18 protein-coding genes and 1 pseudogene are annotated in these 22,828 nt (G+C 65.9%); 4 read left to right on the top strand and 15 right to left on the bottom strand.

Annotated elements, in window-relative coordinates:
• The 3 genes from TPR58_RS03430 to TPR58_RS03420 are packed head-to-tail and all read left to right on the top strand — an operon-like array spanning position 1 to position 3,361.
• A complete protein-coding gene (locus tag TPR58_RS03430) occupies positions 1–408 on the top strand; it encodes a DoxX family protein (protein WP_346245216.1) in 408 nt (135 codons plus the stop codon).
• Positions 405–1,976, top strand: a complete 1,572-nt coding sequence (locus TPR58_RS03425) for an MFS transporter (protein ID WP_346245215.1) — start codon at positions 405–407, stop codon at positions 1,974–1,976. The genes TPR58_RS03430 and TPR58_RS03425 overlap by 4 nt, the downstream gene beginning before the upstream one ends.
• The gene (locus TPR58_RS03420) at positions 1,973–3,361 is read left to right on the top strand and encodes an alginate export family protein (RefSeq protein WP_346245214.1); all 1,389 of its coding nucleotides are present in this window, start codon (positions 1,973–1,975) and stop codon (positions 3,359–3,361) included. The genes TPR58_RS03425 and TPR58_RS03420 overlap by 4 nt, the downstream gene beginning before the upstream one ends.
• A gap of 2 nt (positions 3,362–3,363) precedes the next feature.
• On the opposite strand, the pseudogene TPR58_RS22655 reads toward TPR58_RS03420, so the two are convergent.
• The 8 genes and pseudogenes from TPR58_RS22655 to TPR58_RS03385 all read right to left on the bottom strand — a co-directional run.
• Positions 3,364–3,567 (bottom strand): annotated as a pseudogene (locus TPR58_RS22655) (helix-turn-helix transcriptional regulator); the annotation flags it as partial.
• A gap of 16 nt (positions 3,568–3,583) precedes the next feature.
• Positions 3,584–5,209, bottom strand: coding sequence for a glycoside hydrolase family 32 protein (locus tag TPR58_RS03415; protein ID WP_346245213.1), 1,626 nt, complete (start codon positions 5,207–5,209; stop codon positions 3,584–3,586).
• Positions 5,210–5,386: 177 nt separating this feature from the next.
• A complete protein-coding gene (locus TPR58_RS03410; protein ID WP_346245212.1) occupies positions 5,387–8,224 on the bottom strand; it encodes a TonB-dependent receptor in 2,838 nt (945 codons plus the stop codon).
• 111 nt (positions 8,225–8,335) lie between these two features.
• On the bottom strand, positions 8,336–9,850 hold the full coding sequence (locus TPR58_RS03405; RefSeq protein WP_346245211.1) for a glycoside hydrolase family 32 protein: 1,515 nt from the start codon (positions 9,848–9,850) through the stop codon (positions 8,336–8,338).
• Positions 9,847–11,154 (bottom strand): sugar porter family MFS transporter, encoded by a 1,308-nt coding sequence (locus TPR58_RS03400; protein ID WP_346245210.1) that lies wholly within the window; start codon positions 11,152–11,154, stop codon positions 9,847–9,849. Before TPR58_RS03400 ends, TPR58_RS03405 begins: the two co-directional genes overlap by 4 nt.
• A 61-nt stretch (positions 11,155–11,215) precedes the next feature.
• Positions 11,216–12,178 (bottom strand): ROK family protein, encoded by a 963-nt coding sequence (locus TPR58_RS03395; protein WP_346245209.1) that lies wholly within the window; start codon positions 12,176–12,178, stop codon positions 11,216–11,218.
• 180 nt (positions 12,179–12,358) lie between these two features.
• Entirely contained in the window at positions 12,359–13,477 is a 1,119-nt protein-coding gene (locus TPR58_RS03390; protein WP_346245208.1) for an ROK family transcriptional regulator, read from the bottom strand.
• A 491-nt stretch (positions 13,478–13,968) separates the two neighbouring features.
• Positions 13,969–14,130, bottom strand: coding sequence for a hypothetical protein (locus TPR58_RS03385; protein WP_346245207.1), 162 nt, complete (start codon positions 14,128–14,130; stop codon positions 13,969–13,971).
• Here TPR58_RS03385 and TPR58_RS03380 point away from each other — a divergent pair.
• Complete coding sequence (locus TPR58_RS03380; protein WP_346245206.1) at positions 14,102–16,390, top strand: TonB-dependent receptor; 2,289 nt, start codon at positions 14,102–14,104, stop codon at positions 16,388–16,390. The genes TPR58_RS03385 and TPR58_RS03380 overlap by 29 nt on opposite strands.
• Positions 16,391–16,440: 50 nt before the next feature.
• Here the strand turns inward: TPR58_RS03380 and TPR58_RS03375 are convergent, their stop codons facing one another.
• The 7 genes from TPR58_RS03375 to TPR58_RS03345 are packed head-to-tail and all read right to left on the bottom strand — an operon-like array spanning position 16,441 to position 22,678.
• The gene (locus TPR58_RS03375; RefSeq protein WP_346245205.1) at positions 16,441–17,598 is read right to left on the bottom strand and encodes an LLM class flavin-dependent oxidoreductase; all 1,158 of its coding nucleotides are present in this window, start codon (positions 17,596–17,598) and stop codon (positions 16,441–16,443) included.
• A 12-nt stretch (positions 17,599–17,610) separates the two neighbouring features.
• Positions 17,611–18,528 carry an LLM class flavin-dependent oxidoreductase gene (locus TPR58_RS03370; protein ID WP_346245204.1) on the bottom strand — a complete coding sequence of 306 codons (918 nt, stop codon included), beginning with the start codon at positions 18,526–18,528 and terminating at the stop codon, positions 17,611–17,613.
• Complete coding sequence (locus TPR58_RS03365; protein ID WP_346245203.1) at positions 18,525–19,133, bottom strand: nitroreductase family protein; 609 nt, start codon at positions 19,131–19,133, stop codon at positions 18,525–18,527. The genes TPR58_RS03370 and TPR58_RS03365 overlap by 4 nt, the downstream gene beginning before the upstream one ends.
• The gene (locus TPR58_RS03360) at positions 19,133–19,978 is read right to left on the bottom strand and encodes an ABC transporter ATP-binding protein (RefSeq protein WP_346245202.1); all 846 of its coding nucleotides are present in this window, start codon (positions 19,976–19,978) and stop codon (positions 19,133–19,135) included. Before TPR58_RS03360 ends, TPR58_RS03365 begins: the two co-directional genes overlap by 1 nt.
• Positions 19,979–19,992: 14 nt before the next feature.
• On the bottom strand, positions 19,993–20,772 hold the full coding sequence (locus TPR58_RS03355) for an ABC transporter permease (RefSeq protein WP_346245201.1): 780 nt from the start codon (positions 20,770–20,772) through the stop codon (positions 19,993–19,995).
• A complete protein-coding gene (locus TPR58_RS03350) occupies positions 20,769–21,557 on the bottom strand; it encodes an ABC transporter permease (RefSeq protein WP_346245200.1) in 789 nt (262 codons plus the stop codon). The genes TPR58_RS03355 and TPR58_RS03350 overlap by 4 nt, the downstream gene beginning before the upstream one ends.
• Positions 21,557–22,678: an ABC transporter substrate-binding protein gene (locus TPR58_RS03345; protein WP_346245199.1), complete on the bottom strand. Its 1,122-nt coding sequence runs from the start codon at positions 22,676–22,678 to the stop codon at positions 21,557–21,559. Before TPR58_RS03345 ends, TPR58_RS03350 begins: the two co-directional genes overlap by 1 nt.
• Between the last annotated feature and the right edge of the window lie 150 nt (positions 22,679–22,828).

The raw sequence follows: 22,828 nt of genomic DNA, 5'->3' as shown, positions 1-22,828 counted from the left end.
ATGACCCAATCCAACCTCGCCAGGCTGCTGGCCGACCGCCGCTTCGTCCTCGCCTCGGCGATCCTCCTCACCCTTCCCTATTGGTCGAGCGGACTGCTGAAGCTTGCCGACTGGCACGGCGCGGTCGGCGAGGCCGCGCATTTCGGGCTGGAGCCCGCAGTCGCGGTCGCGGCGCTGACCATCCTGGTCCAGATCGGCGGATCGCTGCTGGTGATCCATGGCCGTCATGCCTGGCTCGGCGCCGGCGCGCTGGGCGTGTTCACCGCGCTTGCCACGCTGATTGCCCATCCCTTCTGGCAGGTCGCCGATCCGATGCTCCGCTTTCACGAGCGCAACACCTTTCTCGAGCATGTCGGGCTGATCGGCGGACTGATGCTCGCCGCCGCCATCGGGCGGAGGGAGGCATGACCGCGACCTCCGACAAGCCGCTGGCCAACCCGGTCTTTCGCGCGCTGTGGATCGCGACCGTCGTTTCCAACATCGGCACCTGGATGCACGATGTCGGTGCCGGCTGGCTGATGACGTCGCTGTCGTCCGACCCGCTGATGGTGGCGCTCGTCCAGGCGGCGACGACCCTACCCATGTTCGTCCTGGCGCTCCCGGCGGGAGCGCTGGCCGATATCCTCGATCGCCGCCGGCTCCTGATCGGTGCCCAGTTGTTCGGGCTGAGCGCCACCCTGATCCTCGCCCTCACCACCGCAATGGGACTGACCGACGCCTGGCTGCTGCTGGCGATGACGGCGGCGATCGCGGTCGGCGCCGCGCTGTCCGCCCCCACCTTCCAGGCGATCGTGCCGGAACTGGTCGGCGGTCCGGCGCTGCAACAGGCGGTCGCGCTGAACAGCCTGGGGGTCAACATCGCCCGGGCGATCGGCCCGGCACTGGGCGGGCTGATCATCGCGGCGTCCGGCACCGCCGCAGTCTTCGCGCTCAACGCGGTATCGGTGTCGGGGGTGATCATCGTGCTGTGGCGCTGGCGCCGGACCGCCGCGGAGCGTCATCTGCCGGCCGAGCATTTCGTCGGAGCGATGCGCGCCGGTGTCCGCTACGCGTTGCGCGCGCCGGAACTGCAGATCGTCCTGATCCGGTCGGTCGGCTTTTTCCTGTTCGCCAGCGGCCTTTGGGCATTGCTGCCGATCATCGCCCGCCGAGACCTGGGCCTGGGGCCGGCCGGCTATGGCGGGCTGCTGACCGTCATGGGCCTGGGCGCGATCTGCGGCGCGCTGTTGATGCCGCGGCTTCGCAGCCGGCTGGGGGCGAACCGCACGACGGTCCTCGCGTCGATCCTGCTCGCGGCCGCGATGGCGGGCCTCGCCCAGGCCGGCAGCTTCGTCGCTGCCGCAGCCGCCCTGGCTGCCGGCGGCTTCGCCTGGATCGCGATGATGGCGTCGCTGAACGGCGGCGCCCAGTCGAGCTCGCCGGGATGGGTCAAGGCACGCGCCCTGGCGATCTATCTGCTGGTCTTCCAGGGATCGATGACCGCGGGATCGACGCTGTGGGGAACGATTGCCGGCCAGGTCGGCGTGCCGGCTACGCTGACGCTGGCGGCGGCCCTGCTGGTCGCGGTCACGCTGGCGCTTGCCTGGCGCTATCCGCTCGACGGGATGGCGAAGCTCGATCTTGCCCCCTCGCTCCACTGGCCGTCGCCCGTGACCGAAGGCGCGGTCGAGCATGACCGGGGCCCGGTGATGGTGACGATCCAGTATCGCATCGCTCCGGACCAGGTTCCGGCCTTTTTCGAGCAGATGCAGGGCATGCGCCGCATTCGCCGCCGCGACGGCGCGATCCATTGGGGCCTGTATGAGGATGTCGCCGAGCCCGGACTGGTGCTGGAGACCTTCACCGTCGAAAGCTGGCTCGAGCATCTGCGCCAGCATGACCGCGTCACTAATGCCGATCGCGTGCGCCAGGACCAGGTCGGGGCCTTCCAGCTGGACGGTGTGGCGCCGGTCGTGCGCCACCTGATCGCGCGATGATCCGCCGCTGCACTGCCGCCGCCTTGCTGATGCTGCCGGGCGCCGCGCTGGCCCAGTCCGAGAGCGAGGCGACGGTGGCGCAGACCAATCTACGCTATGACGAGGACTGGGCACGGCTGCGCGACTTGCCGCATCGCAACGCCGACTGGTGGCATCGGCTGAAGGACCGGCCGCTTGACGGCGATGGCGATATTCGCCTGACCCTCGGCGCCGAGGCGCGTGCCCGGTTCGAGGCGTTTCGTGACAATCTCTGGGGCCAGCCGCCCGCCCCGGACGACGGCTATCTGTGGCTTCGCCTGATGCCGCTCGCCGAACTGCGCGCCGGTCCGGTGCGCGCCTTCGTCCAGGGGATTGCGGCGCACGCCGACGGGGTCGCTGCCGGTGCCGGGCCCGCCGACACGACCGGCATCGACGTCCTCCAGGCATTCGCCGATGTCCGGCTGCCCCTCGGCAGCCATGCGACGCTCACCCTGCGCGGCGGTCGCGAACTCGTCGCCCTCGGATCCGAGCGGCTCGTAGGGCTGCGCTATGGGCCCAACGTGCCGCAGGCGTTCGACGGCGTGCGCGGGATGCTCGATATCGGATCGGTTCGGATCGATGCGTTCGACTTGCGGCCGGTTGCGGTAGGGCCGGGAAATTTCGACGACCGTACCTCGCCGACCAGGGCGCTGCGCGGCGTCTATGCCACCCTGCCCCTTGCCGCCGGCGCCAAGGCAGATCTCTATTGGCTGCGCTATCGGGACAGGGTCGCCCGTTTCCAGGGCGCGAACGGTGAAGAGCGGCGCGACACGTTCGGCGCCAGGCTCTGGGGCCGAAATGGCGGACTGGCATGGAACTGGGAAGCGATGCTTCAGCGCGGCCGGTTCCAGGGCGAGGCGATCCGCGCCTGGTCGATCGCCAGCGAGACGAGCTATACTTGGCCCCGGCTCGCCTTCGCCCCCCGCCTGCGCCTGCGCGCCAATATTGCCAGCGGCGATCGCAATCCCGCCGACGGGGTGCTCGGCACCTTCAACGCGATGTTTCCCAAGGGAAAATATTTCGGCGAATTGTCGCCGATCGGACCGCGCAACATCGTGAACCTGCATCCCAGCATGGATTTCGATCTCGGTGGCGGCGTCACGGCGGAGATCGCCGGAATCGCCTATTGGCGCGCCAGCCGCGGCGACGGGATCTACGACGTGCCGGGGCAGCTCATCCGCGGGCCCGGCGGCAGCCGCGCGCGCCACATCGGCAACCAGATCGAAGCGTCAATGAGCTGGCAGGCCACCCCGACCCTGTCCTTCTCCGCCTCGGCGTCGCTGTTCTCGGCGGGCAGGTTCGTGCGCGAGACCGGGCCCGACGAGCCAATCCGCATGATCGCGGGCGAGGCGATGCTGAGATTCTGAGCTCAACGATCGCCAGCACGGCCGCATACCCCGTCGAGCATCGGTTCGCCGGCGCTCGCGCGGGGCGAGACACCGAGCGCCGTTCGAAAGGAATGGCCGAGCGCGCTTTGCGACGTGTAACCCAATTCGCTTGCGTCATGGGCAGCTGTCACATTGCCACGCGCCACAAGCGCCTGGGCGAGTGTGAGCCGCCACCGTCGCAGATAGGCATGCGGCGCGCGCTTATCGCTTGCTTGCGATCGTCACGCCCGAAACGCGGACGCTGCCGCCCGCAACATTCAGGTGCAAGCCGGTTGCCGTCATTGGCGCCGTGATCAGGGTGGACATCGTGGCGGCTCCGTTGTTCAGGAAGACCTCAACGGAGCCGGCGTCAACGAACAGGCTGACAGTGGCCGTGCCGCCCGAAAAGTCGCAGGCTACGCTGCGGTCCTGTCGCCATGCATCGCTGTCCGGTGCGTCTGGACCACTCGAGCGGCGGTTGGTGAAGGCCCTGTTGTTCCGAAGGTCAAAACCGATCTGCGTGAAGAATCCGTCGCCTCTTCGCACCGATAGCCAAAGCCCCGATGGCCATGTCGCACCAATCCGGATCAGGGTGAGATCAATTCTGCCGGCAACGGCTTCGGCACCCGCTGGCCAGATATAGTCCGTGCCTTCCGCGATCGTCTGGTCGGTTCCGATGACAGATTTCTCGAAGACACCATTCTGCGCCGTCAGCGGCGTGCTGAGCAGGCGCGGTACGCCCTCGACGCGCTGCAAGCGCAACCGCCGAACGATGCTGAGTTGCCCGCGATACCCTCCGGCAGGCTGCAGCTGGTTGGCATAAGCCCAGTTGTTCAGCCAGCCGATCGAGAAGGCGGACGCGAGCGGGTCCGCAGCATCCGGATCTGTCCACACCACGGCAGCATAGAAATCCGCGCCGCCGTCGAGCCACTGTCCTTCAGCATGCTGAGCGGCGAAGGTGGTGCCGTCGAAATCGCCGACCCAATAATAGGTGCCGCCGGTGAACCCCCGCGCCGTGCCATTGCCGCCGACCAGAAGAACCCATTTGTCCGCCGATGTCGTTCCATCGGCATCGTACAAATGCAGCTTGAAGAGGTGCGAGCATTCCATGATGTCGCCCGCGACATTGGACACAAAGCCGCTCGCATAGGTCCATTGTGTCAAATTGGACGAGGTATAGATCCCGATCTTTCCTTCCTCGGAAAGCGTCATGACCCAGCAGTTTGTCGGCTCGTGCCAGAACACCGTGGGATCCCGAAATGCCTTGTGACCCGGGAAATTCGGGAGGACGATGCCGTGGAAGGCGAAGTTGGCGCCGCCATCGAGCGAGTACCACAAGGCGCACGACTGGTTTTGTCCGCCTGCATCGTCGGCCGGCATCGTCAGCAGGGCGATCAGTGCCCCCGCGCCGAAGCCGGCGCTATTGTTCTTATCGACAACGGTGCTGCCGCTCCACACATCACCGAACGCAGTCGTTCGCCGCGGAATGGCAACGCCTTGATCTTTCCAGGTGGCAAGATCCGGCGAGGTCCAACGCCGCCATTCGGTGCCGCCTGTTGGATAAGTGGGATTGGAGAGCGCCCACAAGGTCCAGGTGTTGCCAATCTTCACCGGCCGTTGAGGATCGTTGATCCAGATGTCCGCCGGCGCTGCGATATGGTATTGGGGGCGCGCGCTCACGGTGGGCGGCGCAGGCTTTGGCGTCGGGAGCGGTGCGGACGGCGGCGCGCCGCTTGTGGGTGCCGTTGTAACGCTTCCGGCGGCGGATTGTCCGCATGACGCCACGACAGGCAGCGCGGCGATCATGCCCAGTGCGGTTCTTCGGGAACAGGGTTTCTCGATCGTCATCGCCTTGGCTCCTATCCGGAATTTCTGAAGGCGGGCGCTGTCTGCCGTCCAACGGCTTCGTCCTGCGGAAGGCACGCGCACGCCATGCGCCGCCGACGTGCCGGCGAACGACGTGGCGTAGGGAAATATGGCCCATGCCGTCCGGCGCATCAGTCCGCGCCGGACGGCATGGGACGACTACATCTTGAACCGCAGCCCGAGGCTGAAATATCGACCTTCGACCCGCAGATCACGACCGAAATACTGCGTTTCATTGTAGTAGCGGTAGTTCTTGAACGGCTGCCCCAAGATGTTGCTGACGTTCGCTATGACCGTGATGTTCGTGACGGGTTCATAACTCGCGGAAAAATCGAGGCGCGACACGGGTCGAACCAGTTCGCCGGCATATTGCACTTCGTTGACGTTGCGGTTGTAGCTGGTCGTATATCCCGAACGCCAGTTATACGAGAGCCGGGCCGAGACTTTCCCCTTCTCGTAAAAGCCGGTGAGGTTGTACGCCCATTTGGACAGTCCAGTGATCTGGACCTGGGGACTGCCTACCCCGAGTGCCTGCGGAAGCTGATTGGTTCCGTCCAAATAGGTGCCGTTTGCCTGTACGCCGAAACCGGACAGCATGCCGGGCAGGAAGTCGAAGAAGGTCTGCACGGAGGCTTCCAGACCCTTGATCCGGCCATCGCCGGCATTCTCCGGCCGGTTCAGCTGGACACGCCCATAGATCGGGTCATTCACCACTTGGGTGTAGTTGCCGATGAAGCCGTTAAGATCGCGGTAGAAGGCTGCAATCGACGCAGAACCGTTCTTGGCAAAGTACCATTCCAGCGTCGCATCATAGTTCTTCGACGTCAGCGGGCGGAGGTTCGGATTGCCGCCCGAGCCGCTCGCGTCGAACTGCGGTGGCGAGCCATCCGGCCCCGGGCTGTTGGCAGTGATGTTAAGCGACGGATTGAGCTGGCCGAAGCCCGGGCGCGTGCGCGTCTGCGTATAACCCAGGCGCACCTGCCACTCCCGGGAGAAGCGAATGCGTGCAATCGCAGACGGCAGGACATCGACATAGTTCTGCCTGGTGGTCGTCGGCACGATGGCGGTGCCGCCGTTGGCACCTTGCACCCGGCTAAACCCGCGATACTCGCCATCGGTGTTCACCACGCGCGCGCCGGCGGTGCCATCGATGTCGATGCTGCCGATGTTGAAGGCGAACTTGCCCTGGCCGTAAAAGGCGTAGCTCGCCTCGCTGGCAGTGAAGCCACCCAGCGGATCGACCGGGATCGCTGCCGTGGCATATTTGGTCACCGCATCACGAATGCCGCCATCGTTGGGGAACAGTATCGTCGCCTTCTGCACCGACGCATAGGCCAATTGGCGCAGCGCTTCACTGTTGGCGATGATCGCGTCGCGATCGGGCGCCAGCCAGGTCCGGAAACGCTGCGGATCACTCCGGAAGCCCTCGGTGATCTCTTCGAGCGCGCCGGTGGGCAAAGAAGCCAGCGGAATGTCGAGACCCGCCGTATAGGCATAGCGCGAATTGTTCTGGGACAATGCATTGCGGTCACTGGCACGCACACCGAACTGCAGGCGCGGCAGGAAGGCCCAGTCGGTCTGAAGGTCGAGATCGAGGCGGCCCTGGATGCCATTGCCCTTGGCAACGAATTCGCGCTGGTTGATGCCGCGCCACCGCGCAGTATTCGGATTCATGATGTCGTATCCGCCCAGGTCGAACACTGCCGATCCGCGGGCATCCCAGTCGACATTGATGGTCGGGGCGGTGGCGAGCTGGGAATCGATCGCGATCTCCAGCGCCTTGTAGCGGCTGTTGGTGTAGGCAAAGTCGCCCGACAGGGTGGCCCGGCCCGTAGTCCATTTGAAGCCTATGGCGCCCTGATAGGTATCGGTACGATCGTCCTGCGCCACGCGGGAGAATTCGGGCACGTACCCGCCGGTCTTGGTGAAGCTCGCCGCCTTGCCGGGCTCACCGGGTACCAGAACGACGTTGCTGAGCGTGGGCGCCACGCCGTTCAGATCCCGCCGTTCGAAATTGACGTTGAACGAATCCCGAAGCACGTTGCCGCGATAGGCCTGCCAAAGGCCCTCGGCATAGACTTCCAGATCAGCGGACGGGCGCCACTGCAGCGTGCCGTTGATGGCGGGACGGTGACGCACGCCTTTTTCGTAGAAGTTGCCGGCGTTCGCCGGGAAATTGAAGTTGCCGACCCCGGGGGTCGTCACCTTGATGTCGTCGGCGGGATCGTCGACGCCGAACCCGCGCGGCGTGATCACCGCGGAATCTGCGTAGCGATCCGCGTTACGATAGGTGGAACGCACATAGCTGAGGTTGATGAGCGCCCCGATCTCGCCAATCGGGGTGTCCCAGCGCTTGGTCAGCAGCAGGTTGCCGGCCGGGTCGAACTTCTTCGACTGATCGTTGTACGATCCGCGGATCTCGCCCGCGATCTCGGTGTCCTTCACGTCGAACGGGCGACGCGAACGCAGGTTGACCAAGCCGGCGAGACCCGGCTCGATCAAGTCCGCTGTCCCCGACTTGTACACTTCGATGCCGGCCGCCACGCCAGCCGGGAAGTCCTGAAGATGCAGGACGCGATCTTCGGCCGAAAAGAACTCGCGCCCGTTGAACGTGGTCGCAACGTCGGGCAGACCACGCACCAGAATGACGCCCGCTTCATCATTGTAGCGCGTCACGGTTACGCCAACCACGCGCGAAATGGCTTCGGCGGCGTTGTTGTCCGGCAGTTTGCCGATGTCTTCGGAAACGATCGCATCGACGATCGAATCCGAGTTGCGCTTGAGCGCCTGCGCAGAACCGAGCGCGGCACGGTAGCCGGTCACGACGATTTCCTGGCCGGAAGTTGCGTCGCTGTCCTGGGCGGGATCTGCCTGTTCTGCTCCGGCGGGCGCTGCGCCAGGCAGCGGTTCGCTGGACGTCTGCGCCCAAGCGGACGATGCGACGATCATCGGAAGAAGTGCAGCAGATGCCAACAAGGCGTGGAAAGACCTCGTCATAAAATCCCCTCTTTTATTACGTTGATGTTCTAGAAATGATGGTGGGGGCCATGGGCCCGACCGGTCAGCCCGGCGCTATCATGGCCATCGCCCCTGGAGCGAAATACATCCTCACTCCGCTTCAGCTTTCACTGCACCGTCCTGCATGGTCCACGCGGTAAGCTTCAGTTTCGCATTGCCGCCGCGTGCGGAGGCGCTCCAGCGAAGCGGGCCGCCGCCGCGGAAGAATCGATCGGTGATCGTACGCTCGCCATCGTTGATGAAGACCTCGAGGATCGATTCATCCGCCAGGATGCGCAGCCTTACGGTGCGAGACTTCAGGTCGACCGGCGCCACATGCCGGTTGGCGAACGCGTGGTGGAAGTGGGGTCCCGAGCGGGTCCGATCGACAAACACCTCGTCCACGGTCGGATTGACGCCGACAACTGTCTGATAGCCCTCCCCATCCGTCAGCGTGATTGCCACCTGCTCGGATGATCCGCCGTCGATCGCGAATTCCAGATCCGCCGATCCGCCCTGCACGGGCAGCGCAGTCGGCGTTTCATCCAGCGTCGCGGCAAAATCCTGCCGGGTGCCGTGCAGAGATGCGACTTCCCGCACCGGCATTTGCGCGATGCGATAACCGGCCGCCGATTTCCGCAGCGTGACCTGCCGCGGCACGGTCATCAGCCCGCGCGACGGCCAGGTCGGAATTGCTTCGGCATAGCGCCAGTCGTTCGCCCAGCCGATCCAGATGCGGCGGGGATCATCCTTGGGCAGATCGTTCCACGACACGGCGGCGTAGAAGTCCGCGCCATAATCCATCCACTGTGCATCGCCCGGCCAGCCCGGAACCGGAGTGAACTTCGCCCCGTCAAAATCGCCGACAAAATACTGACCCCCCGATCCGCCGCCCACGGCATTATCGCCCAGGTTGATGCCGAGCACCCAGCGCTTCTCGCCGGCCGCCCCGCCCTCCACGGGCAGTTCGAAGAGATCGGGGCATTCCCAATTCTTGCCGCGTCCGCCCGCAGGCCCGAAGCTGCTGGCAAAGGTCCATTGCTTGAGGTTCGGTGAGGTGAAGATAAGCGCGCGGTTCTCCAGCGCCATCACCGCAACCATCACCCAACGCTTCGTAGCAGCATGCCAGAACACCTTCGGATCGCGGAATTCGGGCGAACCGACGCTCAGAACCTCACCGTGCACGGTCCAGGTCCGCCCGCGATCGTTGCTATAGGCGACGTACTGCGACTGCAGCTTCGCCTTGGGATTGTGACCGGTGTAGATCGCGATCAGCGGAGGCTTGCCGTTTCGGCCGAAACCGCTCGTGTTGTTCCAGTCGACGACAGCACTGCCCGAGAAGGCCATCACATCGGCAGTTTCCGGAATGGCGATGGGCAGTTCCTGCCAGTGCACCAGATCGCGGCTCACGGCGTGGCCCCAATTCATATGCCCCCACCGATCCCCGTGCGGGTTGTACTGGTAGAACAGATGATATTCGCCGTCATAGTAAACGAGCCCGTTGGGATCGTTCATCCAGTTCTTCGCCGGCGCGAAGTGATAGCTTGGCCGCGGGTCCGCGCGCTGCGCGACCGCCGACGTGGCGAGCATGGCGCTGGCGGCCAAGAACAGGGCGATCTTCTTCATGCCGCGGCTCCCCGCAAATTCATGTCTTCCAGCGCAACGCCATTGGTTTCCGGCATCACTTTCCACGCCCAGAGAAACTGGAGCAGCATCATCCCCCCGAAGAAGGCGAAGACCCAGCCGCCGACGGCGCTGGCGACCACCGGGAACAGCCAGGTGATGATTGCCGCCATTACCCAGTGCGTGGTTGATCCCAGCGCCTGACCCTTGCCGCGCACGGAACTCGGGAACACCTCGGAGATGAACACCCAGATCACCGCGCCCTGGCTGACCGCGAACGCGGCGATGAACACCAGGAGCCCGGCGAGGATCAGCGTGCCGTCTGGCGCCGCCCGTTCCAGCTGCCAGCCGACGAGGAGCAGGGCGGCGGCACAGAGGATGGAGCCGACGAACAGCAGGGGCTTTCGCCCGAACCGATCGATCAGGAACAATGCCAGCGCGGTGAACAACAGGTTGGTACCGCCAACCGCGACCGACTGCAGCAATGCGCTGTCCGCTCCGGCGCCGGCGAGCTGGAAGATCCGTGGTGCGTAGTAGAGAAGCGCGTTGATGCCCGAAAGCTGATTGAACATCGCGATCGCGATTGCGCACGCCACCGGCAGGCGATGCGATGCCTGGAACAGGCTGGGCGCGCCCTTGGCTGATTCGCGCCGGTCTGCCGCTTCGATACGCGCCAGTTCGGCTCCAGGATCGGTAAAGCCAAGCTGCGTCATCGCGCGCACGGCGCGTTCGCGATGCCCGCGCACGGCCAGCCATCGCGGGCTTTCCGGAAGAAAGAAGGTGACGACCAGGAACAGGATCGACGGAACCGCGACGATGCCGAACATCCAGCGCCATGCTGTCTGGGGCGGCAGCACCTGCGCGATGATATAGTTGGAAAGGAAGGCGATCAGGATGCCCAGCACGATGTTGAGCTGGTTCATCGCCACCAGCCGCCCGCGGAACCGCGCCGGCGACACCTCCGCAATGTAGATTGGCGTGACGACGGACGCCGCGCCGATCGCGATGCCGCCCAGGAAGCGGAACGCGACCAACAGATACCAGTCGTGCGCCAGCGCAGTGCCGAGGGAGGACACGACATAGCCGATTGCGACGGAAAGCATGATGGCCTTGCGGCCATAGCGATCCGCTGGGGCGCCCGCGATCAGCGAGCCGAGGACCGTTCCGATCAGCGCCGACGCCACGGTGAAGCCCAGCGAGGCCGCAGTCAGCGTGAACTGATCCTGCAACGCGTCGGTCGCGCCGGAAATCACGGCGGTATCGAAACCGAAAAGCAGACCGCCCAGCGCGGCGCCTGCGGCGCTCATGATGATCGCTGGCGTCGCCCTGGCGTCGTCAACAATGCCGGAGTCGCCTGGATGTACAACGTTATGCATGGACGGCTTCCGCTGTGATGGAGGAGGTATCGGTGATGGCCCAGTGCATCGGCCACTGGCGCGTCATGGTCCGATAGGCGAGCGCCAGCGCGCCGGTGAGACCCGCGGACGGCCCGGCCGTCGGCGCGGCGATATAGTCTGCCATATCGATCGCGCGCATGCTCGCATCGTAGCCGGCGAGCTTCTCGCGCAGGGCGCGGCGCACTCGATCGAACATCGGCGGCTGCATGACCCCGCCGCCGATGATGATGCGGTCGGGGCGCACCGTATAGGTGAGTGTGGCGCAGAGGCCGGCGAGATACTCCGCCTCGATGTCCCAGGCCTGGTGATCTGCGGGCAGCGTCTCCGCCGGGACGCCCCACCGCGCCTGCATCGCGGGGCCGCATGCGAGACCTTCCAGGCAGTCTCCATGATAGGGGCAGATGCCGGCAAACTGATCGTCTCCGGGCGCGCGGGGCAACTTGATATGCCCTGTCTCCGGATGATTGGCGCCCCCATGCGGAGCGCCGTTGATCAGCAATCCCACACCGATCCCGGTGCCGACCGTGACATAGCAGAAGGTATCAAGCCCCTGGCCGCTACCGAACAGCCGCTCCCCCACCGCCGCACAATTCACGTCGGTGTCGAGCGCCATCGGAGCATCGACGGTGCAGCGGAAATGCGTGAGCAGATTGACGTCCTGCCACCCCGCCTTCGGCGTAGAGGTGATACAGCCATAATCCGCCGCGACCGGGTTCAACGAAAGGGGGCCGAAACTGCCGATGGAGAAGGCCGAGAGAGCGCCAAGCTGCTCGGCGGCTTTCGTGAAGAAAGCACTGGCCGCGCCCAATGTCTCGTCCGGGGTCGTAGTTGCGATGCGCGTCTGCATCAGAATCGTGCCGTCACGATCGGAGACGGCGCAGAGAAACTTCGTTCCGCCGGCCTCGATGGCGCCCAGGCGCAATGGCTCAACCATGGACGCTCACCAATACGCGAGCAAGCCAGAACGATATAACGCGGACGGGCACCAACTTCCTCCCCTACTCACAGCCGCGGCCTCGCGGTCAGGTACTAAATCTACTAGTGAGATTTAGTCTGTCAAGCGAAGTTGCGCAGCTCCCGGCGACATGGGGGTGTCGTCGCTCCAGCGGCGGTTTCAGCCCTTCTTGAAGAGGCTCGCCAGATCGGGAGTGAAGCTTGCATGGAGCGGCAGCAGGCCGGCGCCCACCGCTCCCGCGACCCCGCCCAGCGTGCCCTTCCGGATCTCGGGGACAAAAAAGTCCGGCGGCGCATCAGTGCAGAAATGGCTTCGCAGCCCCTCTGCAATGTCATCCAGTATTGCAGGCGGCAGCGCGCCATCGAGGATAACCGCTTCCAGGTCGAGCAGGCTGTTCGCGCTCGTCACTGCGAAGGCCAGCGCTTCGATGCATTGCTTCGTCCAAGCGGAACGGGCTCCGGCATTTGCGTCCTGATCGAGCGCGTAGAGCGACGCGTAGTGGATCAGGTAATCGCTCTTGTCCGCTGCGAAAACGGGCATCGATGCCAGCGCACCGGCGTTTCCGTGCCGACCTTGATGCACGCGTCCGCCCAGCACCAGGCCACCACCGACGAATGTACCGATGTTGACCGCCAGAAAATCCTGGAGATCGACGCCGGCACCGCAGAGCAGCTGTGCAAGCGCAGCGGCATTGCCGTCATTCTCGAAGAATGCCGGCCAGGCAAATCCGGCCTGAAGCCGATCCGCGACGTCCGCCCGGCGCCACTCATCGGCCTGGTCCATCGATATCCCGAGTTCATCACGCCATTCGCCCAGGAACCACGGCATCGCAATGCCGATGCCCATCAGGGCCTCGGCATTCTGCACGGTGTTCGACGCAAGATGCTCGTCAATGAAAGATGCCACGTGCCGAAGTACGGTATCGATCGATGGAAAGCTGCCCGCATGGCGGCAAACTGCCTTTCGGGCTCCATCGAAGTCCAGCAGGACAATCGTCGTGTCACCGCGACCCACCTCCACGCCGACAGTATTTCCTCGCTTGCCGTTGATCCGATAAATCGTCGCGGGCTGCCCCATGCCGCCGGTTCGTTTGGCCGCCTGGAACAGAAGGCCTTCCTCTTCCAGCTCATCCACGATCCGCACGACCGCTTGCGGAGAAAGCGCGGTCATCCGCGCGAGTTCGGCCTTCGAAGCGCCATTCATGCGGCGCACCGCGGACAGGATGAGGCGTTCGTTGTACCGCCGCATTCCGCCAGCGTTCGTGCCTTTACGCATCATTTGCAAACCGCATCCTCTTCTTTCGATCCCGGGAATGCCAGTTAGGCCAGCCCCCTCCCGACACGATCAGGAATAGGTTGGCACACTTCCGGTTACCACCATATTGGCGCTAACTGCGCATTGTCGTCGAAGGTCATGGGCCGGGGACATCCGAGTGTCGAGCGCGACAGCGCTCCTCTTCTCAATCGCCTGCTCCATGAAGGGCACGGTCGGAATCGCCGCGGCGGCGCCGACAACGGACCAACCGTTTTCCAGAATCGTCACCGGCCGACGCACTGGCCTTTGGTCAGTTCGCCTCACGCAAGCGGTCAGGGATCAAGCGCTGCCATTGGGCGTGCGAAGGCATGGACCAAGGGTGCCGCCTCGATAGCCGGACATACATCCCCACGTGTTCAATCCTCAGCAGCGACCCGGATTTGGGTTGTTGCGATCGCACCATACCCAGGCCTCAACGCGCCAAGACGGTAACGAAAATATGTCAATTCAAACGGTTAGATAAATGGCATGACCATTGCTTCGACTTGCTTCGAACCTGCGCGGTCGCCGCGCGTCAAGTCGGGGGCTTCCTTGTCGAAGATTTTTACACCTTCCACCGTCACGCTTACCCGGATCAGCAGCTTGGCGTTGGCACTCGGTTCGGCCAGCGTCGCCAATGCCGCCCCCGGGGGGGACGACGTCGTTCCTGCCAGCGCCTCCGCCAAGGCCGACGATGAAGACGATCAACGTGGCGCCGACATCGTCGTGACCGCGCAGCGCCGCGAACAGCGGGTGCAGGATGTGCCGACCGCAGTCACCGTGCTGGGCGACGAGGTGTTTCGCGAAGGCGGGATCGGGCGATCGGCAAACGAGATCCTGAACCTGGTTCCCAATGCGTCGGCGGGCACGCAGCAACATGGCCGCCCCCGCTGGTGGATCCGCGGCGTCGGCGCGGGGCAGCAGCAGCTGGATCTGGCGAACCCGGTCGGCTTCTATCTGGACGATGTCTATATCAGCAATGCGAGCGCGACCGGCATCCCGCTGTTCGACCTTGAGCGGGTCGAGGTGCTGCGCGGCCCGCAAGGCACCTTGTGGGGCAAGAACACGACCGGCGGCGCGATCAACGTCATTTCCAAGCGGCCCAGCCTGACGCCGCGCGACGGCGACAATTATGTGAAGCTGGAATATGGCAGCTTCGACAACAAGATCGTGGAGGGCGCGGTGGGCGCGGTGCTGGCGCAGGATGTGCTCGCGGCACGCATCTCGGCCCGGTTCGACGATCGCGACGGGCGCTTCACCAATCTCTTCACCGGCGAGACGTCGAATGCGGTTCGCGATACCGTATTGCGCGGGCAATTGCTGTTCCGGCCAGACCCGAATGTCGAGACGCTGCTGAGCCTCCATTATCGCGACTATGACACCGACGGCACCTACTGGAACACGATCAGCTATGCCCCCAGCGGAATCCTGCGCAACGGGTATGCGCCCTCGACCGACAAGGACGACATCTCGACCAATGCCGGCGAATTCTCGCGCAACAGCCAGTTCGGGGGATCGCTGCACCTCGACTGGACGCTGGGCGCACTGACGCTGAGCTCGATCACGGGCTATGAACGGTTTAAGACGCGCGGCGCGACCGACAGCGACTATACGCCGCTGGAGATTTCGCGCGGCTATGTGCAGGCGAAGAGCGAACAATGGACGCAGGAGGTGCGCCTCGCCTCGCCCCAGGCCGATCGGTTGAGCTGGATCCTCGGCCTGTATTATTTCACCGAGAAGATCGCGTCCGACAGCTATTCCGCGACCTTGCCGCAGGGCAGCGTGCCGTCGCGTCCCGGCGCGACCGCGACCGCGGCCTACAGCCTGACGCGCTACGACCACAAGGCGGAGAGCGGTGCCGCCTTCGGCAGCGCGACCTTCGCCTTCACCGATGCCGTGAAGCTGACGCTCGGCGCGCGGTGGACGCGTGAGACCAAGACGCTCGATTTCGATCGGTTCGCGTCGCCCAACGCCGCCGCCGCCGGCTGGTCCAACATCGCGCGCTGGTGGGACAGCTACACCGGCAGCTTCGGCGGTGCGGGGACGTTCTCGGGCGATTTCAGGAAGACCTGGGACGCGTTCACCTATGACGTCACTCCGTCCTGGAACATCGACCGCGACAACCTGCTCTATTTCAAATTCTCGCACGGGCTGAAGTCGGGCGGGTTCAACACTGCCGCGACGCTGCCGGTCGCGCTGCAGGTGGTCGAACCCGAGAAGCTCGACGCATTCGAACTCGGCTACAAGTCGCAATGGTTCGACGGCGCGCTGACGTTCAACGTCACCGGCTTCCACTACAAATATAATGACGTGCAGATCAACGTGGTCGGGCCCAACCCCGGCGCGGTGGGCGGGGCGACCGTCTCCTACCTCCAGAATGCCGAGAAGGCGCATGTCAACGGCGTCGAGATCGAGATCCAGGCGCGGCCGGTCAGCCGGCTGCAGCTGAGCGGCGCGGTCGGTATCCTCGATACCAAGTACGACCGGCTCCAGGTGGTGAATGGCGGGGCGAACCTGTCCGGCGCGCGGTTCGTGCGCGCGCCGCGGCTGACGCTGAACGGCAGCGCGACCTATAGCGTGCCGATCGAGGGCGCGGGCACGATCGATCTGGTGGCGGATGCGCGATACACCTCGCTCCAGCATTACTACATCACGCCGCAGGACCTGGTGAACCGGCCGGCGCTGTCGCAGCGCGGCTATACGATCGCCAATGCGCGGATCAGCTTCACCTCGGCCGACGATCGCTACACCCTGTCCGCGTTCGCCAACAACCTGCTCGACACCGACTATCGCAACCACGCGCTGCCGCAGAACAATCCGGTGCAGGGCATCACCGGCGACACGGTGCAATGGGGCGATCCGCGCACCTATGGCGCCTCGCTGATCGTGCGGTTCTGACACGAAAAGGGGGCGCCCGCGGGATCCCGCGGGCGCCCCCTTTTTTCTTGTTACTCGGCGGCCTGCAGCAGGCTCTGCGCGCTTCGTCCGAGCAGCGGCAGCACCTCCTCGCCCACGCGCCACGCTTCCTCCAGATGCGGCGTGCCGGCAAGGATGAAGGCGTCGGCGCCGCGGGCGATCAGCTCGTCGAGCCGTGCGGCGCACTGTTCGTAGCTGCCGACGATGCCGAGCGCGGGTCCGCCGCGCAGCAGGCTGAACCCGCCCCACAGGTTCGACGCGACGATCAGGTCGTCATAATATCGCGCTTCGCCGGGCTTCAGCGCCTGCTGGCGCGCGGCGCCAACGGAATCGGTCGGCCCGGCCCTGCTGGCGCGGCGGCGTTCGTCGCTCAGATTCTCGAAGCCCGCCCGAACCTCGCGCCACGCCTCTTCCTCGGTCGGGCGTGCCACGAGATCGACGCGCACGGCGCATTTCTGCTCCCCGCCTAGCGCGGCGGTGCGCGCCTTCACGCGCGCGAACTTGTCGGCGAGTTGGTCGAACGGTTCCAGCCAGGAGAGGTAATAGTCGGCATGCTTCGCCGCCGATTGCAGCGCCGCGTCCGACGATCCGGAGAACCAGATCTCGGGCAGGTCCTCCGCCGCGAGCAGCGGTGAGAGTCCCTCGTCCTGCACCCGGTAGAATCGGCCGTCATAGGAAAAATCCTCAGCCTTCCAGACGCCCTTGAACACGTCGAGGAATTCGGTGGTCCGTCCGTAGCGATCATCATGACCGAAACCGTCGCCCCACCAGAGCTGGGACGGGCCGCCACCACCGGTTATGATGTTGAAAACAGTGCGTCCGCCGGTCGCGCGCTGCAGGCTGGCCGACATGCGCGCGGCGTGGACCGGATCGAGGAATCCCGGCTGGAACGCGATCATGAACCGGAACGCCTTGGTTGCACGTGCAAGTAATGGCGAGATCACCCAGGGATCGTCGGTATTGGGAAAGGACGGGATCAGCCCGCCGATGAACCCGGCGCTTTCGGCGGCGCGGGCGATCTCGGCGAGATGATCGATATAGCGATGGCCGTCATCCTCGCCGTCGCGGTCCAGGCCCGGCGCGACGTTGCCCGGCCGAAGCGGCGACCAGTCGCCGCGGTCATAGGCGCTGTGGCGCAGGCTGGCGTGACAGCCATGGGTCGGCAGGCGCCAGTAGAAATCGATCGACATGAAACTCTCCCTTCAGGCGGCGGCGCGGGCCGGATCGGTGCGCGCGCGCAGGCGCGGCAGGACGTGCTGGCCGGTCCGATAGGCCTCCTCCAGCGACGATGGCGCGGTCAGCACGAGGTGGCCGATGCCGAGCGCGGCGAGCTGCGCCAGGCGGTCGGCGACCGCATCATAGGTCCCGACCAGCGCGTCGGGGCCCAGGCCCAGCCGCTCGGCGTCGCGCCGGGCCTCGTCGTCATCCTCGCGCGCGAGGATCGGCTGGATCAGGCCGAAGCCGACCGTTCGTCCCGCACTCAGGCTGGCGGCATCCAGTGCCTCGACGGCATGGCGCAGCGAATCGATCGGGGCGGCGGCGAAGAGGTGGACATCCGCCGCGCGGGCCGAAAGCGCCAGCGACTCCTCGCTGTCGCCCTGGAGGAAGACCTGCGGCGCGCGCACCCGGTTCAGGGGCGCCTCGAAGCCACCGCCCTGCACCTCGAAATGATCGCCGGCGAAGGAGAAGGGATGCTGGCTGTGCACGCCCCGCGCTACAGCCAGGAATTCCTCGGTTCGAGCCAGGTCCCGGTCGTCGCCGGACGGGGCGATCGCCCAGCCCAGCCGCTCGTGCGTCGCGCGCCGGAAGCTTACCGCCTGCTTGGCGGCATAGACCGCCGATCCCGAGGATGACGGGAATTCGGGGATCAGCGCGAGGCGGGGCGTCTCGCGCGCGATCGCTGCGGCGAGGATGCGGCTGTCGTCGCAGTCGGGTCGATAGGCGATGAACAGGCCGTCGAACGCCGTCTGCGCCGCCGCCTGCGCGATCTGCGCATAATAGTCATAGCGGTTGATCGTGGCCGGGCGGACGTCGCGGAACAGACCGCCACGCCGCGCGCCGGGCTCCGAACGGGAGGGGTCGGCCGCGGGATCGATCCGCCAATAGGTGCTGACGCTCATGCCGCGGTCCTTTCGTCGTCGAATGCAGGATGGCCCAGGCGGCCGGCGAAGACGGACTCGCTCAGGGGGCGCCGGCCATTGGGGGTCTCGGATGCGTGAAAATCGGCATGGAGCGTGTCGAGGCCGCCGATCCGGCCGAGCGCGACCATCGTCTCGACCGCGAACCCGTCGGGTACCTCGAGCAGCTCGCGCGCGGCATCCCGGTCGAACCCGCCGATGCCATGGGTGTGCCAGCCGAGCAGCAGCGCCTGATGCGCGAAATTGGTCCAGGCAGCGCCGGTGTCGAAGCTGTGCGAGCTGTTCGCGACCACCTCGCCGCGCCGCTCTACATAGCGATCGGACAGGATGACGATCAGCGCGGACGCGCGACTTGCCCAGAGCGCGTTGCGTGCCGCGAGCAGACCAACGAAGCCGTCCCAATTCGCATCGCCCTGGCGCGCGACCAGGAAGCGCCAGGGTTGGACGTTGGACGCCGACGGCGCCCAGCGCGCCGCCTCGAACGCGGTCTGGAGCACGGCGTCGGGCACCGGCTCGCCGGTGAAGCTGCGCGGGGACCAGCGGTCGACGAACAGCGGTTCGACCGGATAGGCGGCCTGGCGCGGCATCAGCGCTCCTCCCGCGCCGGCAGGCGGATCAGGTTGGCGGGATCGGCCGGCGTCGCGGTCAGCTCGGCCAGGATCTCGTCCTTCAGCCGGTGCAGCAGCGGCGCGCTGCGATCGCGCGGGTGCGGCAGGTCGACGTTGACGATGCGGCGGATGCGGCCGGGATTGGGCGCCATGATCACCACGCGGTCGCCGAGATACAGCGCTTCCTCGACGTCATGGGTCACCATGATCATGGTCGAGCGCTCGGCCATCCAGATGCGCTGGAGCTCGCTCTGGACATGGACCCGGGTGAGCGCATCGAGCGCGCCCAGCGGTTCGTCGAGCAGCAGCAGCTTGGGCTCGGTCACCAGCGCGCGGGCGATCGCCGCGCGCTGCGCCATGCCGCCCGACAGCTGATGCGGATAGGCCTTTTCGAAACCGTCGAGATTCACCAGCGCGATATGGTCGGCGACGATCCGGGCGCGCCGCTCCTTCGGCGTGCCCGTGTTGAGCAGCGCCAGCTCGATATTCTGTTCCAGCGTCATCCAGGGGAAGAGCCGGTGATCCTGGAAGACGATGCCGCGGTCCAGACTGGTCGTCGCCACCCGCTCGCCGTCCAGCCGGATCTCGCCGCCATATTCGGCATCGAGCCCGACGATCAGCCGCAGCAGCGTCGACTTGCCGCAGCCCGAGGCACCGACGATGCTGATGAACTCGCCCGGCCTGACGTCGAGGTTGATGCCTTCGAGCACCGGCCGCGGCGTGCCGCCGATGGTGAAACTCTTGTTGAGGTCGCGCACGCTCAGCGCGCCGCCGGCGGGCGTGGTGGGGGTCGCTTTGGCGCGTGACAGGGCTTCCACGTACATGGGGACTCTCCGCTTCAGATCGAAAGGGGCTGCCATCGCAGCAGATGGGCGCGGGCGGCGCGGAACAGCTGGTTGATCGCGAAGCCGAGCATTGCCGTGGCGATGATGGCCACCAGGATGATGTCGAGGCGCTGCTGGGTCTGGGCGAGCTGCATGGTGACGCCCAGCCCGCCGCCGACGCCGAGCAGGATCTCGGTCGCGATCGAGGTGATCCAGGCAAAGGCGAGCGCCTGGGTCAGGCCGGTGAGGATCAGCGGCATCGCCGCCGGCAGCAGGATCAGGCGAAAGCGCTGCCACGGGGTGAAGCCATAGATGCGACCGACCTCGAGATAGCGGTGCTCGACATGCGCGACGCCCTCATAGCTGTTGAGCATCGTCGGGAAGAAGGCGGAGATGCTGACGATGATCAGCTCCGATCCCTGCCCCGTCCCGAACCACAGGCCGAACAGCGGCAGCCAGCCGATCAGCGGCACCTGGCGGATGGCGTTGAGCAACGGCCCCAGTAGGCGGTCGAGCGGTCCCCAGATCGCCATCGCGACGCCGACGGCGATGCCGAGAGTGCCGCCGATCGCCAGGCCGGTTAGGCTGCGCGACAGGGTGGCGATCATATCGCTGACGAGCGTGCCATTCGCGGTCAGGTCCCAGGCGGCGGCCCCGATCGACTGGAGCGGCGCGAAGGCGATAGCGTTGGCGCCGCCCTGCGACGCCTGGACCTGCCACCAGGTCAGCGCGATCGCCGGCACGACCAGCCCGATGGCGAGGCGGATCCAGCGGCGGGAGAGCAGCAGCGTCATGCGGTTTTCCATCGGGTTGCGCGGCGCTCAATCGCCTTGACGCCGCGATCCAGCGCGAAGCCGATCAGTCCGCTGATGACGACGCCGGCCAGCACGACATCGATGCGGAACATCTGCCGCCCCATCTCCATCATCTGGCCGATGCCGCTGTCGGCCGCGAGCAGCTCGGCGGCGACCAGCACGACCCAGGCGCGGGTCAGCCCGACGCGAAGCCCGGTCAGCACCGCGGGCACCGTGGCGGGGACGATGATGCGCCAGATCAGGTCGGGCAGCCGCGTGCGATAGACGCGCGCCACCTCGAACCATGCCCGGGGCACACCGCGCACCCCGTCGAAGGTTGCCAGCGCAACGGGGAAAAAGGCCGCCAGGATGACGATGGCGATCTTGAACGGCTCGTCGATGCCGAGAAAGACGACCAGCACGGGCACGAACGCGATCACCGGCACCTGCCACAATGCCAGGAAGAAGGGGCTCAACGCCGCCTCCGCCAGCCGCGAGAGCGCGATCGTCGTCCCGAAGACGAGCCCGGCGAGCGCGCCGATGGCAAAGCCGAAGCCCAGCCGGAACATGCTGTCGGCGATGTGCCGCTGGAGCTCGCCGCTCTTCGCAAGCGATACCAGGGCGGCCAGGACCTCGCTGGGCGGCACCAGCACCTGCGGCGGGAACAGGCCGGAAAGACAGGCGATCTGCCACAGCGCGATCAGCGCCAGCGGGGCAATGACGGCAGAAAGCCGGCCATGGCGTCCGATGCCGGACGCCGGCGGGGGAAGTGTCGCGCGCGCCATCAGGACCGCGGCCCCTGAGGCCGGGACGCCTGCGCGCCCTCGCCCGCCGGTTTCCAATATCCCTCCAGCTTCAGCGTGCGCAGCGACTGCTCGACGAAGCGCGTATCGAGCAGCGCGTCGGCATCCACCTTGCTGCGCACCAGTCCGCGATCATGGGCATAGGCGGCGACCGAGCGGTAATGGCCGGCGACATTGGGCGTGAACAGCGGCGAGAAGCGGTCGCGCCAGGTAATGCCCGACTCCTCATAGTCCCTGGCGACGATCTCGACCGGCATCGATCCGCGCGCGGCATCCCGGGTCACCTGCTGGCGATTTTCCTCGCGCGCCGACCACGCGGCGGCGCGAATGAACGCGTCGACCACCAATTGGGTCAGCTCCGGATTCTCGTCGACGAAGCCACCGCGCGCGAACAGTTCGGCGCGCATCCGCCAGTCGGCGGGCGCCTCCTTGGTCGACCAGATCACCCTGCCCGCACCCTGTTGTTCGAGGAGCAGTCCGTCGGACAGCAGAAAGGCCGCATCGATGCTGCCCGAGGCAAGCGCGGCAGCAGTCGCCGAAGGATTGATGTTGACGATCTGGAAGTCGCCGAGCTTCAGTCCGTTGGCATCGACCAGCTTCGAGAAGGGCAGCTCCCATGGGCGACCGCGGTGCAGCGCGATCTTCCTGCCCTTCAGGTCGGCAATGCTGCTTGCGGCGAGACCGTTGCGAACGACCAGATAGCTGTTCTGCCCCTGGCCCAGCGGCGCGACCAGCTTGAGCGGGACACCGCCGGAGACCGCGATGATCGCGGGAAAATCGCCATAGGAAGCGAAGTCGATCCGCTTGCCCGAAAAGCCCTCGTTGATCATCGGGCCGCCCACCGCGGTGGGCACCGGGGTGAACACCAGCTCGACGCCGCGCCTGGCAAGCTCGTCCTTCAGCCAGCCCTGCCTGATCACCACGCCGGTCAGGCCGTTATAGGCCTGGCCGCCCTGATAGGGATAGGCGATGCCGGCGATGTTGACGACCTTCGCGCCGCCGGCCTGGACAGGTCCGCGGAACTGGAAGGCGATCGCGACGCCGATCAGCGCCACCACGAAAATGCCGATTGCCCAGGGGCGCCATGACGTTGCCTTGGCCACGCGAAACTCCTTGTTACGGCGTTGTTCCGGCGTTCCGGTTGCACTTCGCGTGCCAAGCGCGATCCTTACCGAAAAACAGGCGCGGACGCGGCCTTGCGCCCCGTCGCTGCGCAGTTTGCAGCAGCGCGCGGGGCGGATTGCGCGAATCCC

Origin of the sequence: Sphingomonas rustica (assembly GCF_039652585.1) — a bacterium.
GTDB lineage: Bacteria > Pseudomonadota > Alphaproteobacteria > Sphingomonadales > Sphingomonadaceae > Sphingomonas > Sphingomonas rustica.
The sequence above is the reverse complement of the archived record's forward strand: the minus strand, read 5'-3'. Positions and strand labels throughout refer to the sequence as shown.